We start from the raw sequence: 16,827 nt of genomic DNA on the forward strand, positions 1-16,827 counted from the left end.
AGGATGAAACCAACTATTTACGATGTGGCAAGAGAAGCAGGGGTATCGATCGCGACCGTCTCGAAGGTAATCAACAACACCGGCCGGATTAGCGAGAAGACGAGAAAGCTCGTCTTGTCCGTCATGAAGGAAATGAACTATCAGCCAAGCGTGGTGGCGTCGGCATTGACGGGCAAGTCTACGTACACAATCGGCCTGATGATTCCCGATTTGGCCAACCCTTTTTTTTCCGGGATTGCCCGGAGCATCGAGGACAGGGGCCATGCGCTGGGGTACAACATTGTCATCTGCAGCACGGACTACGATCCGGAGAAGGAAGCCAAATACATTTCCCTGCTGCTGCAAAAAAGCGTGGACGGCATCATTTTGGCTTCCGGCTTTGAGAACGTGGAAACGGTTCGGGAGCTGATCAAGCAAAAGGTGCCATTGGCGATCATTGCCCGCGAGATTCCGTCGCTCGAGGTAGACACCGTAGCGGTTGACGATTTTCTCGGAGGGTACCAGGCCGCCTCCCACCTGATCAGCCTCGGTCACCGGAGGATCGCGATTATCGCCCGGGATTTGTGGAGCAATCGCGAGCGGATGCGCGGATACAGGCATGCGCTGGATGAGGCAGGGATCGACTACGGCCGGGATGTGGAGTACGTCATGGAATCGAATGTGGAGAGCGGCAAGGCGCTGGCTGAAAAGCTGCTGCGGTCAGCCGATCCTCCTACGGCGATTTTCGCGTGCAACGACCTGCTTGCGATGGGGGCGATCCATGCTGCCCGCAGGCTTGGTATGTCCATTCCCCGTGACCTTTCGGTGGTCGGATTTGACAATACGGCCTGGGCCTCTGTGACCGATCCGCCGCTTACAACAGTAGCCCAGCCGATCCGGGACATGGGGACGCACGTGATGAATTTGCTTATCCAGGAGATCAACGGGGAGAAGAAACACAAGCAGCGCATCGTGCTCCTTCCCGAGCTGGTGGTTCGGGAGTCGACAGCCAAATACGTCAGGGATATGTAGGAAAGCGTCCTCTCTGCATTTTGCTGCAGGGGGGCGCTTTTTTTCGTCCAGGGGGACGAAAGCAGCTCTGGGCGAGGATGAAAGAAAATTAAAAAAATCGAGAGAAAATAGCTTTAATTTTAGAACAATTTGGTCTATAATTCAAAACATAAAAGTAAGTAAAGCGCTTAACCGAGTGAGAGAACAACATTTTCTAAAGGGGGTTGCTGCCTTTGAAAGCACTCGTAAAGACAAAGCCAGGCGTCGGGAACGTAGAGGTGCTGAATGTACCGGAGCCCGCTTGTCGGGCTGGCTGCGTAAAGATAGAAGTAGCTTTTACCGGGATCTGCGGTACCGATCTCCACATCTACCATGATACTTTTAAGAATGATCCTCCCGTTATTATGGGACATGAATTTTCCGGTATCGTCGCTGAAGTGGGAGAAGGCGTCACGAGATACAAGAAAGGGGACCGGGTAACGGTATTGCCTTCGACTGCCGTGACATGCGGCGCATGCTCGTACTGCAAGACCGGCTATTACATGTTTTGCCCGGAGCGCCGGGGAATGGGACACGGCGTGGACGGAAGCTTTACCAAATACGTGGTCGTCCGCGAAGACATGGTGTATCAGCTACCCGATTCGGTGACGTTGGAAGAAGCTGCGATGGCAGAGCCGCTTGCTTGCGCGGTGCAGGCGCTGGAAGAGCTGACGAGAATACACGCCGGGGACGTCGTACTGCTGTCGGGACCAGGTCCGATCGGTCTCCTTTGCCTCGCTTTGTTGACCGCAAAGGGATGCAGAGTGATCGTAGCGGGTACCGATGCCGACGAGGCCCGTCTGGAACTGTCTGCCAGGCTGGGAGCAGACGCAGCGGTTAATGTAAGCAAGGACGATTTGCAAGCGATTGTACAAAGAGAGACGGGGGGCATGGGGGTAGACGTTGCGATCGAGTGTGCCGGTGCAGGGCCTTCCATTGCGAGTTGTTTGAAAGCGCTTAAAAAGCAGGGGAGGTATATCCAGGTCGGAATCGTCGGCAAGGAGGTTGTCCTCGACTTTGATACCGTACTTTACAAGCAGCTTCAGGTAGTCGGCTCCCTCGCTCATTCCATGCAGACTTGGGACCGGGTCATGAACCTTTTGCACCAGGGAAAAATCAACCTCGCCCCTTTGATTACACATGTATTCCCCCTGAGTGACTGGCAAACGGCTTTCCAATTATGCGAGCAGAAAAAGGGAGGAAAAGTGCTGGTCCGCTACGACGAGTAGATAAGAGGGACAGCGGCAGGCCGCTTTGTTTGGAAGGAAACCGGAATATGAAGCGGAGGCCGCCGGTATGGAGGAAGTCTTTTTTTTAAAACAGTTAAGCGCTTACTTCGATAGAAATTGTGCTTGAGCGAAGCATGACAGTTCTTGTTCTATGAAATCGAAACTCACTGGAGGAAGGAAGGGGAAGTCAATGAAAGGGACAGGCCCGCAATTTGTTCAATCTCCGAACGGCGTCATCCCGGACACAATGAAAGCGGGATTTCTGGAGCAGCCGCTCGAAGTCCGGGTAGGACAGATTCCCGTTCCCAAGGTCAGCGGCACGGACGTGTTGATAAAGGTCGAGGCTGTTGGCGTCTGCGGCTCCGACGTTCACTATTACGCACATGGACGGATCGGCAAGCGCTTCGTACAGTACCCCCACATCCAGGGGCATGAATGCGCAGGAGTTGTGGTCGCCATTGGCGAGAAGGTGACCAGGTTTCAAGTAGGGGACCGGGTGGCGGTTGAACCCGGAGTGACGTGCATGGGCTGCAAATGGTGCAGGGAAGGCAGATACAATTTGTGCCCGGACGTGCAATTTCTTTCTACCCCGCCAGTCAAGGGAGCTTTTGTTCAGTATCTTGTGCATCGCGAAGACTTCCTCTCTCCGATTCCGGATCACCTGAGCTTTGAGGCGGCGACGCTTGCCGAGCCCTTGTCAGTGGGCATCCATGCGGTGAAAAGAGGCGGTCTTGCCCCGGGGGACACGGTTGCCGTAATCGGAATGGGACCTGTCGGCTTGATGACGGTGATCGCGGCCAAAGCGTTCGGCGCAAAGGAAATCGTCGCCTGCGACATGGAGCCGCTCCGATTGCAGGCAGCCCGCAAGCTGGGGGCTACGAGGCTGGTCAATGTTGGCGAGAAAAATGTGGAAGACGAAATTGCTTTTGTGACTGAGGGGCTCGGCGTCGATATGGTGCTGGAAACGTCCGGGAACGACAAGGCATTGCAGTCGGCCATCGGACTGGCAAAGCGGGGCGGCTCGCTTGTTGTAATCGGGTTTCCCGCTCGAGAAGAGGTCCCGCTGAATGTAACTTTGATGCTGCAAAAGGAGATTGATCTCTATTCGGTCTACCGCTACACAAACACCTATTCGCTCGCGATCCAGCTGCTGGCATCCGGGGAATATCCCGTGGACCAGATCATTACCGACCGCTATTCGCTGGATGACATTCAGCAAGCGATGGAGCAGGCTCGAACCAATAGAAGCGGCAGCCTGAAAGTAATGGTATACCCGAACAAATAGGACCCATGAGGAGGAATCAAAATGAAAAAGACAGTGAAATGGCTCTCCGTGATCACGGCGCTGGCTCTGACATTGGCTGGCTGCGGGGGCGGCGCATCCACAAATCCGGCGGGAGCGGGCAGCTCGGGGAATGCTTCCGGCTCGGGGAGCGGCGAGAAAAAAGTGTTCGACCTCAGCATTCCCGAGCCGGAAGGGGCGAAGTTCGACATCGCGGCCAAGGCTTTCAAAGAGGAGCTGGAACGTTTAACAGACGGTCAGTTATCCGTCAAAATCCATTACAACAACTCATTTGGCGGGGAGCGGGAAGTCTTTGAAATGATGGGGATCAACTCGCTGCATATGGGACTGATTTCCGCAGGTCCGATGGGCAACTGGGTAAAAGAATTCAACATGTTTGACTTGCCGTTCCTGTTCGAGAACCTCGACCATGCCCATGCCGTTTTGGGCGGAGAGATTGGCGACGAGCTGGCGCAAAAATTTGAACAGGCGGCAAATGTAAAAATCCTCGGCTGGATGGAGAACGGCTTCGTTTCGACCACTTCCAACAAACCGCTTGCCAAGGCTGAGGACGTGAGCCACATGAAAATACGCGTTCAGGAAAATGAAGTCCAGATCGACACCTGGAAAGCCTATGGAGCCGATCCGACCCCGATGGCCTGGACGGAAGTCTTTACAGCTCTCCAGCAAAAAGTAATCGACGGTCATTCCAACTCACCGGCAACCATCAAATCTTCGAAAATTTACGAGGTGCAGTCCCACGTCACGCTCCTGGAAGACAGGTATTCACCGGCTCCGCTGGCGATGAGCAAGGCGCTCTTTGATTCCTTGACCCCAGAGCAGCAGGAAGCAGTCACGAAAGCCGCGAAATATGCGGTTCCGATCGGGCGGAAAGCCAATCAGGACAAGATCGATGAAGCGATGGCCTTTTTCAAAGAGCAGGGGATTGCCATTGTGACTCCGGACAAAGCATCGTTCAAAGCGAAAGTAGACAGTGTATACGAGAAGTGGGCGCCTCAGATTGGAAAAGAAATGATCGACAAGGTAAGAACCTATAAGTACTAGGATGGACAGCGGGGTGGCGATGGCTGTTGCCACCCCGCTCCGAGACGGGGAGGATGAGGATGAAAGCCATTTTGCAGCAATATACCCGATTCGTTGATTTCTTGAATATGGTTTGCGGTTGGTGCCTGGCTGCCATCATTGCGGTCATGTCCATTCTGATCTTTTGGCAAGTCGTGGCCCGGTATGCGATAGGATCTTCGCTGGCCTGGTCGGAAGAGCTGTCCCGGTTTCTGATGATTTTCATGGTCCTGATCGGGGCCGCCGTGGCGCTTGGAAAAGGGAGCCTGATCGCGGTGGAGATCGTGCCGGAAATGGCGCGGGAGAGCCTGAAGAAGTGGATAAAGACGGCTACTCATTTGCTTTCCATTGTCTTTTACGCGATTTTGATCGTCTACGGTTGGAAGCTGGCTCAAAATTTTTCGGGGCAAATCGCGCCTGGTACTGGAATCTCGATGTTCTGGATTTACTTGTCGCTTCCCATGGGGGGACTGCTGCTCTTGCTCAATTCCCTTTCCGGTGTAATCAAAGAGTTCATCGGGGAAGAGGGGTGAGAGCATGCTGATTGTTTTCTTTCTTGCCCTGCTGGTGCTTCTGTTTTTAAGCGTTCCTATCGCATCCTCGCTTGGTCTGGCAACGATCGCGGGCATCTGGCTGCACGATTCGCTCCCGCTGCAAATCGTTCCGCAGCGCATTTTCGTCGCGCTTAACTCGTTTCCTCTGATGGCCATCCCTTTCTTTATCCTGGCAGGAAATCTGATGTCAGCCGGCGGGATGTCACAGCGGCTGGTCAATTTCGCAAGCTCGCTGGTAGGACACCGCACCGGCGGCCTGGCGATGGTGGCGATTATTACATCGATGTTTTTTGCGGCCATTTCCGGTTCGGGCGCGGCGACGACCGCGGCGATCGGAGCCATCCTGATACCGGCGATGGTCGCCCGGGGGTATCATGTGGAGTACGTCAGCGCCAATCAGGCGATTTCCGGCGCATTGGGCGTCATTATTCCGCCGAGCATCCCGATGATTTTGTACGGGGTGGCCGCCGAGGTTTCCATAGGAGACATGTTTTTGGCCGGAATTTTGCCCGGACTGCTCATCACGGCGTCTTTGCTGGTGAGCGCCTACATCATTGCCAAAAAGCGCGGATACCATGGGGTAGAGCGGAAAAGCATGGCGGATGTCAGAAAGTCGTTTCGGGAGGCGATATTGGCCCTGTTAATGCCGATCATCGTGCTCGGCGGAATCTATTCCGGGGTGTTTACGCCGACAGAGGCGTCGGTCGTGGCAGTCGTTTACTCCTTTGTGGTCGGGTTTGTCATCTATCGCGAAATCACCGTGGCAAAGCTGGTCGAAACGTTGCGCGAATCAGCCGTTTCCAGCGCTGTCATCATGATCGTCATCGGGGCTGCCGGCCTGTTCGGCTTCTTTGTCAGCATCACCGGAGTGCCTGACATGGTATACGGCATGATTTCCGAATTTGTCACCAGCAAGTACATGTTCCTGATCATGGTCAATATTCTCCTCCTGCTGGCAGGCATGTTTTTGGACGGAGGAGCAGCCATCCTGATTTTTGTGCCGCTGCTGTTCAGCACGGCAGTGAATCTGGGGATTGACCCGGTACACTTCGGTACGATCATGGTCGTCAATCTGGCCATCGGATTGGTGACGCCGCCCGTCGGAATCGACTTGTTCGTCGTCTCCCAAATCTCCAAGATTTCCATCAGCCGAATCGCCAGGGCAGCGGTGCCATTGATCATTCTGCTTTTTGTCGATGTGCTTGTGATCTCGTTTATCCCGTTTCTCTCTACGTGGATTCCGTCTTTGCTCAAGTAATCTTTTCAAACGCGATTCAAAATTCGGAACAGACAGCATGTTTTGCAAATGGAGCGCACCTGGTTTCAGGTGTGTTTTCTTTTTGGGTGCTACTCCTTTTTCAGCACAAACAATGTCAGAAAGCTGAGAGCCTCCTGCAGCTCCGCGGATATTCGGTTCGCCAGCTCGGCGGGCACGCCTTCCTTGTAAACGGGCTCCTCCTCCAGCAGAGCAAAACCATTTTCACAGGCTAATTGCTTCGCTTCCCAAGGCATCATCGTGTTTTGGATCGTGGCCTCCCCATACAGGCGACGGTAGCTGTGGCCGCGCGGTCCCGCAGTCGGGCCGAGGATGCCGAGGAGCAAGATGCCTTCGGGTTTCAGTAAACGGTGAAACTCCTTCAAAACGGCGAGGGGAGAAGGGGCGAATTCAGTCACGTTGATGCACAGAATCCCGCCAAATGTCTCATTGGAAAAAGGAAGGCTGGACACATCTCCGGTCTGAAAGCGGACAGATCTTTCTCCGTACCTTGCCCGGTCATTTGCCCGGTCCTTGGCCAGGCGAATCATTTCCCCGGCAATGTCTACTCCATCCACAGCATAACCGCTTGCGGCCAGTTTGCAGCTGGCGTATCCATCTCCGCAACCAGCGTCCAGAACGGGCCCATTTTCTGCCCGAGCATAACGGGTAAACAGCGGCAGGATGGTCCGACGGCTGCCCGTTTCCCACATGCCTTCGCTGCGCTTGTGCCAATCGGCCGAAAACTGGTCCCATTGTTCCTTGGCCATTTCGCTCCACCTAGTCATTTGTTACGTCCTCCTTATCATGTTTCAGCAAGCTTTACAGGTGTCTTCCCATTGTTTTCAGCTCCCATGCAAATTTTCCTGCAACGCCCCGGAAAAGACTGATGAATCGCTACTTTACTGGATGAAAGCTGTCGCGCGTTTTCGCGTTGTTCCGTGTTCTTGCGGGAGCAAACGCTTCCATTGTACTCTCAAGGTAGCAGACAAAATCATCCCAATCATGAGAAAATTTGAAAAAGTCGGAGGGGTAGGCAAATGAGCAACACCGATTTCTTTCCCATTCAGGACTGGGATTATGTGGAGTTTTATGTAGGAAATGCGAAGCAAGCCATGCACTATTTCACCAAGGCGTTCGGATTTCAGGCTGTTGCCTATGCAGGGCTGGAGACAGGCTCGCGGGAAAAGGTTTCCTACGTATTGAAACAAAAGCACCTCACGTTTGTCTTGTCAGGTTCGCTTACTCCAGACAGCCTGATTTCCGCGTTTGTCGGCAAGCACGGGGACGGCGTGAAGGACGTGGCGCTCCGTGTGGACGACTGTGAGCAGGCATACCGCGAGGCCGTATCCCGAGGGGCTGTGCCTGTCATGGAGCCGACCGAGTTTTCCGATTCCTTCGGCACCGTGAAAAAGGCGATAATCGGAACTTACGGGGACAACATTCACACCTTTGTCGAGCGGAAAAACTACAACGGTCCCTTCCTTCCGGGTTATCAGGCGTATGAATCTCCGGTTCAGGGAGAAGAAACCGGGCTGATCGGGATTGACCATATCGTCGGAAACGTCGAAGTCATGGACGAATGGGTGGCCTACTACCAAAAAGTAATGGGCTTCACAGCCGTTCAGAACTTTAGCGACGACGACATCTCGACGGAGTATTCGGCGCTGATGTCAAAAGTGATGCAGAGCGGTACGGGGCGGATCAAGTTTCCGATCAACGAGCCGGCCGAGGGCCGCCGGAAGTCGCAAATCCAGGAGTTTCTCGAGTTTTACAAAGGGCCGGGTGTTCAGCACATCGCCCTGTTGACCAACGACATCGTGAAAACCGTTTCCGCGCTGCGGGCAAATGGCGTGGACTTCCTGTATGTGCCGGACACCTACTACGAGGAGCTGAAGGAGCGCGTCGGCGAGATCGACGAAGACATTGAAACGCTGCGCAGCCTGCGGGTACTCGTGGACCGCGACGACGAAGGATACCTGCTGCAGCTGTTCAGCAAGCCAATCGTGGATCGTCCGACCTTGTTTGTCGAAATCATTCAGCGAAAAGGCGCTCGCGGCTTCGGCAACGGGAACTTCAAGGCGCTCTTTGAAGCGCTTGAGAGAGAACAGGAGCTGCGGGGCAATCTATAGGAACTCGCTCGAAAGCACTTTCCGTCGACAGCGGTTGACTGTCGGCGTTTTTTTTGTTTGTGAATTCAGTCTAGACTGACGATTTGCTTGACCGCAAAAGCGCTGCGTGGCGATAATGGTAACAACAGACTGGAAGAGGAGCGACAAGGATGAATCTGGCCCTCATGATTCCCCTGGCGGAACGAACCGCCGTACTGGTCGTGGCTGCTCTGCTGTTCACGCGCGTCAAAGCGTTTCGCAGCCTGCTGAACCAGCGGGCTACCTATAAAGACAAGGCCGTCATGGTTCTGATCTTTTCCGGAATTTCCATTTTAGGCACGTACAACGGCATCTGGTACCAGGACGCGATCGCCAACTCGCGGGTGATCGGCACCATCGTGGCTGGCCTTCTGGCGGGACCGTGGGTAGGCTTGGCGACGGGCTTGGTCGCCGGCATTCACCGCTATTCGCTGGGCGGCTTTACCGATCTGGCCTGCGCCATCTCGACGATCAGCGAGGGTGTGTTGGCAGGCCTTTTTTACAAGTTCCGGCGAACGCGGGAAATTCGCTGGACGACCGCGATGGCCGTCGGATTCGTCGCCGAGTGGATGCAGATGGGGATTATTCTTCTGGTAGCCAGGCCGTATGCGGATGCGCTGGCGCTCGTAAAGGCGATCAGCGTACCGATGTCGGTCGTGAACGCGTTGGGAATCGCCATCCTGATCATCATCATCGATCTGGCGAAAACCGAAGAGGACCGGATCGGCGCTCTTCAAGCCCAGCGGACGATGCAGGTCGCGGACAAAACGCTCTCGTATCTCCGCCAAGGACTCACCTATGAATCTGCCAAGCGCGTGGCGGAGGAAATCCTCTGCACGACGAGAGTGGCAGCCGTGGCGATAACGGACACGAAGACCGTTCTCGCCCATGTCGGCTCCGGCTCCTCCCACCACGTGGTTGGACAGGAAATTACCACGAAGGCGACCCGGGAAGTGCTGGAAACCAGGGAAGTGAAGATCGCCTGGACCAAGGAGGAGATCGGCTGCCGGGAGAAAAATTGCACGCTGCGCAGCGCCATAATCGTACCACTGATGCGAAAGCGGGGAGAGGTGGCCGGCGTGCTCAAGTTGTATCAGGATCGGTCGCGCAAGCTGTCGGCGGTCGATCTGGAACTGGTTCGCGGGCTGGGAAACCTGATCTCGACCCAGCTTGAGCTGGCCGATCTGGAACAGCAGGCCCGTCTTCTGGCCGATGCCGAAATCAAGGCGCTGCATGCGCAAATCAATCCCCACTTTTTGTTCAATGCGCTCAATACGATCGTTTCCTTCATCCGCTTTCGCCCCGAGCAGGCCCGGGAGCTGCTCATTCATTTGGGAGAATACTTCCGCCGGAATTTGCACGACAGCGGGGGATTTGTGACGCTTGCGGAGGAGCTGGAGCACATCGAGGCTTACCTGGCGATCGAACGGGCCCGCTTCGGCGAAAAGCTGAAGGTGGAGTACGAAATCGAGCCGGGAGTGGAACGCTGCGTCGTGCCCGGACTCGTCCTCCAGCCCCTCGTGGAAAACGCGATCAAGCACGGGCTGCTGCCAAAGCGCGAAGGGGGCGTCGTAAAAATAACCGCCCGCTTGAAGGACAGGCAGGTATTGGAGCTGAAGGTAGCGGACAACGGTGTGGGGATGGAGCAGGACCCGTTTGTCCCGCCGCCTCCTGCCCAGGATGGAAAACGCAGGCTGTCCGGCATCGGGCTGTCAAATGTGAAGAGCCGTCTTCAGGCCATCTACGGACAGCCGTACGGGATCGTGATCGACAGTCAAAAGGGGCTGGGAACGACTTGTCTCATAGAATTGCCTTTAGGAGTGAAAGTTCATGCTGAAAGTGTTCATCGTGGATGATGAAGCCCCGGCAAGAGCAGAGCTTCGCTATCTCCTGGAACAATTTTCGGATGTGACTGTCATCGGAGAAGCGGAAAGCGGGGAAGAGGCGCTCGAACTGATTCCCGACGCGGAGCCGGACGCCATCTTTCTCGATATTCACCTGCACGACCGCGACGGCGTCGATGTGGGGCAGGATTTGCTCGAATTGATGGTGCAGCCTCCCGTCGTTATTTTTGCAAGCGCATACGAGATCCACGCGGTCCGTGCTTTTGAGACGGAAGCGGTGGATTACATCGTAAAGCCGTTCAGTGAACATCGATTGGAAAAAACGATCAACCGGGTGCGGAAGCTTCGTCCGCTGCCAGGAAGCGAGGCCGCGCAGCAGCCGTATCTGGAAATGCAGCTGCAGAGCCTGCTCCAGTCCGTGCTGGAAGACCAGCAGCCGCGCAGGATACCTGTGGAGCACAACGGAAAGATCATGCTGATCGATCCCAACGATATCGTCTACGCTACAGTGGATGGCCGGTACGCGAGCATTTACACGGAGGGGGAGCAGTACGCCACATCCTTTACCCTGCAAGAGCTGGAGAGCAGGCTGTCGCCCAAACAATTTTTCCGGACGCACCGGGCGTTCATCGCCAATCTCTACCGCACGGCGGAGCTGGTTCCCTGGTTCAAGGGAGCGCTCTATCTGGTCATGCAAGACGCCGGGAGGACGCAGGTGCCGGTAAGCCGCAACGTCGTGAAGGAGCTGAAGAAGCGGCTTGGGTTTTAGCTCGATGATGGTTCAAAAGAAAGAAGCATGTGTACAGGCTCTCAACCCGGCTCTTGCCGCTTGCCTGGACCCATGCTTTTTTACTTTTGACAGGCAAGGGCAAGGCTCATTTCGTTCTACATCATCTGGAAAGCCCAGATCGCAAGCAATGCCAAAAATCCCGTGAGCCACCTGAAGCTTTTCCGTCTGACGGCCTTGTTGTCTTTAGCTGGAAAAAGGCACAAGCTCCAAACGCTTATGGCGAACGTCGCCAAAAATCCGGTCAAACGGATGACTGCCAGCTGAGCAGACCGCGCATGCTCCGTCCACAAATAAACGAGCCGTTTCGTTTCAGCCCGGCATTTTCTCCTTTCGCGCTCGATTTTTTACTGTTCAGACAATTTTTGTTTTTTTTGTGTACAACCGCGTGATAGGGTAGGTTGAGGTCTTATTCCTCATGTTCCTATTCATTATTTTACAAGGGGGAGAAAGGGATGAAAAAATGGCTTCTCTCAGTCCTGATCTGGGGCGGGGTTGCGGCGCTCGGGGCAGTAGGCTTCGGCTTTCTGGCACTGTCCCGCGGCGAATCCGTCAACTCGTTCTGGCTGCTGACTGCCGCTGTCTGTTCGTACGCTGTCGCATATCGCTTCTACAGCAGGTTTATCGCCCGGAAAATCATGGGACTCGACGACAATCGGGCGACACCGGCCGAAGTGAACAACGACGGGAAGGACTTCGTTCCGACCAACAAATGGGTTTTGTTCGGGCACCACTTCGCTGCGATCGCCGGGGCGGGACCGCTCGTCGGGCCGACATTGGCCGCGCAAATGGGCTACCTGCCGGGGACGATCTGGATAATCGTCGGGGTAGTCATCGGCGGAGCCGTTCAGGACTTTATCATCCTGTTTGGCTCGATGCGGCGAAATGGAAAGTCGCTGGGCCAGATCGCCAAGGAAGAGATCGGTCCTTTTGGCGGCGCGCTCGCCTTGATCGGCATCGTTGCGATCATGGTTATTTTGATCGCTGTATTGGCCATGGTCGTTGTCAATGCGCTGGCTGAATCTCCATGGGCGACCTTTACGATCTTTATGACGCTGCCGATTGCCATCTTGATGGGGTTGTACATGCGCTACATTCGCCCAGGAAGGGTCATGGAAGGCTCGCTTATCGGACTTGCTCTGCTGTTCCTGTCACTGTGGTGGGGACAGGCGGTAGCCGCTTCTCCCACCTGGGGACCTGCGTTTACCTTTAGCAAGGTTCAGCTTGCCTGGATGATTATCGCCTACGGGTTTGTCGCGTCTGTCTTGCCTGTTTGGCTGCTGCTCGCGCCTCGCGACTACTTGAGCTCGTTTTTGAAGGTGGGAACGATCGCCGTTCTCGCGGTGGGCATCGTGCTGACGCTTCCGCCGCTGGAGATGCCCGCTCTGACCAAATTTATCGACGGCACCGGACCCGTGTTTGCCGGCAACCTGTTCCCGTTCCTGTTTATTACGATCGCCTGCGGCGCCGTCTCCGGGTTCCACGCGTTGGTCTCTTCCGGTACGACGCCGAAGATGATCGCAAAGGAATCGCACGCGCCGTTGATCGGCTACGGCGGAATGCTGATGGAGTCCGCTGTGGCGATCATGGCGATGATTGCGGCTTGCGTGCTGACGCCTGGAGTCTACTTCGCCATTAACTCGCCGGCTGCGGTAATCGGGTTGGATGCGGTAGCCGCTGCCCAGACGATTTCCAGCTGGGGCTTCACGATCACCCCGGATATGATTACGACGCTGGCCCAGGATATCAACGAAAAAACGATTCTGTCCCGGACGGGCGGAGCGCCTTCGCTGGCGATCGGGATGGCGACCATCTTTTCGACCGTGTTGGGCGGGAAAGCGTTGATGGCCTTCTGGTACCACTTTGCGATCTTGTTTGAAGCCGTTTTCATTTTGACCACGATTGATGCGGGCACGCGAGTCGGACGCTTCATGGTGCAGGACATGCTGGGCAATATTTTCCCGAAAATGAAGCAGGTAGACTGGCTGCCGGGGAACCTGATCGGCTCTGCCGTCATCACGGCCGGCTGGGGGTACTTCCTCTATCAGGGCGTGGTCGACCCGCTGGGCGGCATTTACACGCTGTGGCCGCTGTTCGGGATCGCCAACCAGATGCTGGCGGCAATCGCCTTCGTAGTCGGGACGACGATCATCTTCAAAATGGGCAAGGCCCGGTACGCCTGGGTCACGCTGCTGCCGATGGTATGGCTTACCTCGGCTACCATGACGGCCGCTTGGCAAAAGCTGTTCCATGCCGATCCAAAGATCAGCTTCCTGGCGCACGCAGATGCTTTCCAAAAGGCGCTTGATGCGGGTACCCTCCCGGCTGGGGTCAAGACAGTGGAGGCCGCGCAGAAGATGATCCTGAACGACCAGATCGACGCAGCGGTCTGCGCTATTTTCATGGCGATCATCATCGGCATCATTGTCGACGGAGTACGGCTGTGGATCAACATCCTGCGCGGGAGGACATTCGAGCTCCGCGAATCCCCGTACATCCCATCAAAAGGGGACAACTACTACGACGGCAAAGGGCATTCCATCGCATGAAAAAAAGGTGGAGAACGGTCAAAGTGTCCCTTCGTCGGATCAGCTCGATCATCAAGACCATCTTCGGCATGCCGGACTACGATCGTTATCTGCAGCATTGGTACCAGACGCACGCGAAGCCAGGGTTCTTTCCGATGACGGAAAGAGAGTACTATATCTACGCGCTGCGTGAACGCTATGAAAAAGGCGGAGTGACCCGTTGTTGCTAACCGCCGCTGTGTTCGCACCATTCTCGCAAGATGCGACGGGAGGCCGGATAACGGGTCTCCCGTCGTCGTTTATCTAAGCCTTGTCAGGTGTACAGTAGGGTGTATCAGCAGGGAAAGTATGGTACACTAGAGGCAAAGTCAAGATGTGGGTGGCGATACGTGTGCATGCAACAGCCTTGGAAGCACTCAAGGACCTGGCTCTGGACTGCGCAAGAAGCGCAGGAGAACTCAGTCTCAGACGAATGAAGCAGCCGTTTACTGTGGAATATAAAACTTCCGCTTCCGATCTTGTCACAGCAGTGGACAAAGAAGTGGAGAAGCACGTCATCGATGAGATTTTGCGAAAATACCCCGAGCATGGCATATTGGGCGAAGAGAGCACGTTTACGGGCGATCCGGGCAAGTACGATACGTTGTGGGTGATTGACCCGATTGACGGAACGACCAATTTTGTTCATCAGCAGATCAACTTTGCCGTTTCCATCGCGGTCTATCATAAAGGAGAGGGATTGATTGGCGTCGTCTACGATCCGTCCCGCGACGAGATGTTTCACGCCGTAAAGGGGCAAGGCGCATTTTTGAATGGACAGAGACTGCGGCTGGAAAAGACCGTTTCATTGGAAGAAGCCCTTCTTTGCACAAGTGTCTTCTGGAACAAACAGGCGGAACAAATGGGGATCGACCTGATCGTGAAGAAATTGGCCGGAAAAGTGCGGGGCATGCGTCTTCTTGGCAGCGCTGCACTGGAAATGTCGTACGTGGCGGCAGGGCGGCTCGATGGATATGTCAGCCTCTCGCTGAATGCCTGGGATTTTGGAGCGGGGAATATTCTGGTGGAGGAAGCAGGAGGCAGGGTGACCACGATGGACGGACAGCCGCTGCCGTTTGACCGGAAAAGCAGCGTCATGGCATGTAACCCTACTTTTTACGAGGAATTGCAGCATTACATTCAAAGATCGGAATCTGAATCCGAGCTTTCCTGAGAAACGATATATTGCGCAGAAAACTGCCTGATGGGCAGTTTTTTTGTTTGGCCTGAGTACGAGTGGAGAGCGGTTATAAAAAAATGGGGGAAAGTCAACAATGGAGGAAAAAAGGAGATGCCGCATGATTTTCTCAAGAGCATGGAAAAAACGGAAGCTCCGCTCAGGGGGGCGCTTGGTTTTCCCGTCTGTTCAGCCGGCTTCAAACGAGACGGAACAGACGCCTCTGTCTTCCGAGCTGGAGAGCAATTTGCGTATTCTCCGAAACATTTTCGCTGATTGCACGGATAATTCTCCACTTTTTAACAAATAGTAAAGCAAGAGATTGAGGGGAAATCATAAAATACGCATCTATAACAACGATATTAATATGCTTGTTATACATAAATTCAACAATAATAAAAAAGTAAATAATATTTTTAATAAAATCATATTCAAGAATATCGTGATATGATTCAAGAGATCATTGTTTGACATCTGGGAGGGACATCAATGGACGCAACTGTGAATTCACAGCAAGGGAAACAAAAACATCCTCCAGGATTGTATTTGTTGTTCTTTACGGAGCTTTGGGAACGCTTCAGCTACTACGGCATGCGGGCCCTGCTCACCCTGTATTTGACCACGGCCCTGATCAGCGGCGGCCTGGGCTTTGAAAAGGGTTTGGCAATGAGTATCTACGGTTTTTTTACCGGTGCCGTATACTTTACGCCCATTGTCGGCGGGTATTTGTCCGACCGGTTTCTCGGCAGAAGGTACGCGATTACCCTCGGGGGCATTACGATGGCGCTCGGCAATATTGTTCTGTTTGCTTTTCAGAGCACGGGTGGATTGTATACCGGCCTTGCTCTGCTGATTATTGGAAACGGTTTCTTCAAGCCTAATATCTCCACGCTGGTCGGCGAGCTCTACCCGGAAAATGACAAGCGCCGGGATGCCGCCTTTACGATTTTTTACATGGGGATCAACATCGGCGGGTTTATCGCTCCGCTGATCTGCGGCTATTTGGCTGAGGAGCACTTTCGGACAGCGCTGAACGGTGTGGAAATGTACGGCTTCAAGTACGGGTTTTTGGCTGCCGCGGTCGGGATGGTGGTCGGCCAGATCGCATTCAACCTGCTGGGCGATCGCTATCTGGGGGATATCGGCAAACAGCCGATCGGGAAAAGCGAAGCTCCGGAATTGAAGGAAGCCGCCAATCGGCCGCTTACGAGGAAGGAAAAGCAAAGAACCGCGGTCATCGTCATTTTGGCCTGCTTTGTCATCTTTTTCTGGGCAGGCTTTGAACAGGCAGGAAGCTCGCTGACACTGTACACCGACTTGTTTGTCGATCGGACGATTGGCGGGTGGGAGGTGCCGACCTCCTGGTTCCAGTCGTTAAATCCGCTCTTTATCGTGGTCTTGGCTCCTTTTGTCTCTATACTCTGGGTGAAGCTGGCCAACAGCAAACGGGGCGACTTGAGCATACCCGCGAAGATGGGACTGGGCATGGTTCTGCTCGGTCTCGGGTACATGATTTTGCTGCTGGCTGTCGTGCAGACAGGAAGCGACGAAAACAACATCCTGGCAAAGGCCAATATTGCAATTATTGTCCTGACCTACCTGATGCATACGCTCGGCGAGCTGTTCCTGTCGCCAGTCGGCTTGTCCATGGTCAGCAAGATCGCACCGGTCAAGCTCGCCTCGCTGCTGATGGGCGTGTGGCTGGCAAGCACGGGAGTGGCCAATGTTCTGGCCGGTCAATTGGCTGCCTTTACCCAGTCGCTGGGGTACTTGGAAGTATTCGGGCTGATCGGCACAATGGCGATTGTGCTGGGGCTTGTGCTCCTGCTCGTATCGCGCAAGCTGGTACAGATGATGGAATAGACGAAGA

Annotated in this window: 14 protein-coding genes; 13 read left to right on the plus strand and 1 reads right to left on the minus strand. The window is 54.6% G+C overall.

Going from position 1 to position 16,827, the window contains the following annotated elements; translation table 11 throughout:
• The first annotated feature begins 3 nt into the window (after window positions 1-3).
• From Q3F21_RS01055 to Q3F21_RS01080, 6 genes are all read left to right on the plus strand, one after another.
• Complete coding sequence (locus tag Q3F21_RS01055; protein WP_340249252.1) at window positions 4-1,011, plus strand: LacI family DNA-binding transcriptional regulator; 1,008 nt, start codon at window positions 4-6, stop codon at window positions 1,009-1,011.
• A gap of 212 nt (window positions 1,012-1,223) precedes the next feature.
• Entirely contained in the window at window positions 1,224-2,258 is a 1,035-nt protein-coding gene (locus Q3F21_RS01060) for a zinc-dependent alcohol dehydrogenase (protein WP_340249253.1), read from the plus strand.
• Window positions 2,259-2,448: 190 nt separating this feature from the next.
• Window positions 2,449-3,543, plus strand: a complete 1,095-nt coding sequence (locus Q3F21_RS01065) for an NAD(P)-dependent alcohol dehydrogenase (protein WP_340249256.1) — start codon at window positions 2,449-2,451, stop codon at window positions 3,541-3,543.
• Between the two features lie 21 nt (window positions 3,544-3,564).
• Window positions 3,565-4,605: a TRAP transporter substrate-binding protein DctP gene (gene dctP, locus Q3F21_RS01070; RefSeq protein WP_340249258.1), complete on the plus strand. Its 1,041-nt coding sequence runs from the start codon at window positions 3,565-3,567 to the stop codon at window positions 4,603-4,605.
• 59 nt (window positions 4,606-4,664) lie between these two features.
• Window positions 4,665-5,156 carry a TRAP transporter small permease gene (locus Q3F21_RS01075; protein ID WP_340249261.1) on the plus strand — a complete coding sequence of 164 codons (492 nt, stop codon included), beginning with the start codon at window positions 4,665-4,667 and terminating at the stop codon, window positions 5,154-5,156.
• A 4-nt stretch (window positions 5,157-5,160) separates the two neighbouring features.
• The gene (locus Q3F21_RS01080; RefSeq protein ID WP_340249263.1) at window positions 5,161-6,435 is read left to right on the plus strand and encodes a TRAP transporter large permease subunit; all 1,275 of its coding nucleotides are present in this window, start codon (window positions 5,161-5,163) and stop codon (window positions 6,433-6,435) included.
• Between the two features lie 89 nt (window positions 6,436-6,524).
• Here the strand turns inward: Q3F21_RS01080 and Q3F21_RS01085 are convergent, their stop codons facing one another.
• Complete coding sequence (locus Q3F21_RS01085) at window positions 6,525-7,220, minus strand: class I SAM-dependent methyltransferase (RefSeq protein ID WP_340249266.1); 696 nt, start codon at window positions 7,218-7,220, stop codon at window positions 6,525-6,527.
• 252 nt (window positions 7,221-7,472) lie between these two features.
• Between Q3F21_RS01085 and hppD the strand changes: the two genes are divergently transcribed.
• The 7 genes from hppD to Q3F21_RS01120 all read left to right on the plus strand — a co-directional run bounded on the left by hppD (window position 7,473) and on the right by Q3F21_RS01120 (window position 16,820).
• On the plus strand, window positions 7,473-8,564 hold the full coding sequence (gene hppD, locus Q3F21_RS01090) for a 4-hydroxyphenylpyruvate dioxygenase (protein WP_340249269.1): 1,092 nt from the start codon (window positions 7,473-7,475) through the stop codon (window positions 8,562-8,564).
• A gap of 149 nt (window positions 8,565-8,713) precedes the next feature.
• Window positions 8,714-10,438: a LytS/YhcK type 5TM receptor domain-containing protein gene (locus Q3F21_RS01095; protein WP_340249272.1), complete on the plus strand. Its 1,725-nt coding sequence runs from the start codon at window positions 8,714-8,716 to the stop codon at window positions 10,436-10,438.
• Complete coding sequence (locus Q3F21_RS01100) at window positions 10,413-11,195, plus strand: LytR/AlgR family response regulator transcription factor (RefSeq protein WP_340249274.1); 783 nt, start codon at window positions 10,413-10,415, stop codon at window positions 11,193-11,195. Before Q3F21_RS01095 ends, Q3F21_RS01100 begins: the two co-directional genes overlap by 26 nt.
• Window positions 11,196-11,668: 473 nt before the next feature.
• Window positions 11,669-13,762, plus strand: coding sequence for a carbon starvation CstA family protein (locus Q3F21_RS01105; RefSeq protein WP_340249275.1), 2,094 nt, complete (start codon window positions 11,669-11,671; stop codon window positions 13,760-13,762).
• Entirely contained in the window at window positions 13,759-13,971 is a 213-nt protein-coding gene (locus tag Q3F21_RS01110) for a YbdD/YjiX family protein (RefSeq protein ID WP_340249276.1), read from the plus strand. Before Q3F21_RS01105 ends, Q3F21_RS01110 begins: the two co-directional genes overlap by 4 nt.
• 143 nt (window positions 13,972-14,114) lie before the next feature.
• Window positions 14,115-14,954: an inositol monophosphatase family protein gene (locus Q3F21_RS01115; protein WP_425341200.1), complete on the plus strand. Its 840-nt coding sequence runs from the start codon at window positions 14,115-14,117 to the stop codon at window positions 14,952-14,954.
• A gap of 492 nt (window positions 14,955-15,446) precedes the next feature.
• Window positions 15,447-16,820, plus strand: a complete 1,374-nt coding sequence (locus tag Q3F21_RS01120; RefSeq protein ID WP_340249278.1) for an oligopeptide:H+ symporter — start codon at window positions 15,447-15,449, stop codon at window positions 16,818-16,820.
• Window positions 16,821-16,827: the final 7 nt, after the last annotated feature.

Source organism: Brevibacillus borstelensis (assembly GCF_037834415.1).
GTDB lineage: Bacteria > Bacillota > Bacilli > Brevibacillales > Brevibacillaceae > Brevibacillus > Brevibacillus borstelensis_A.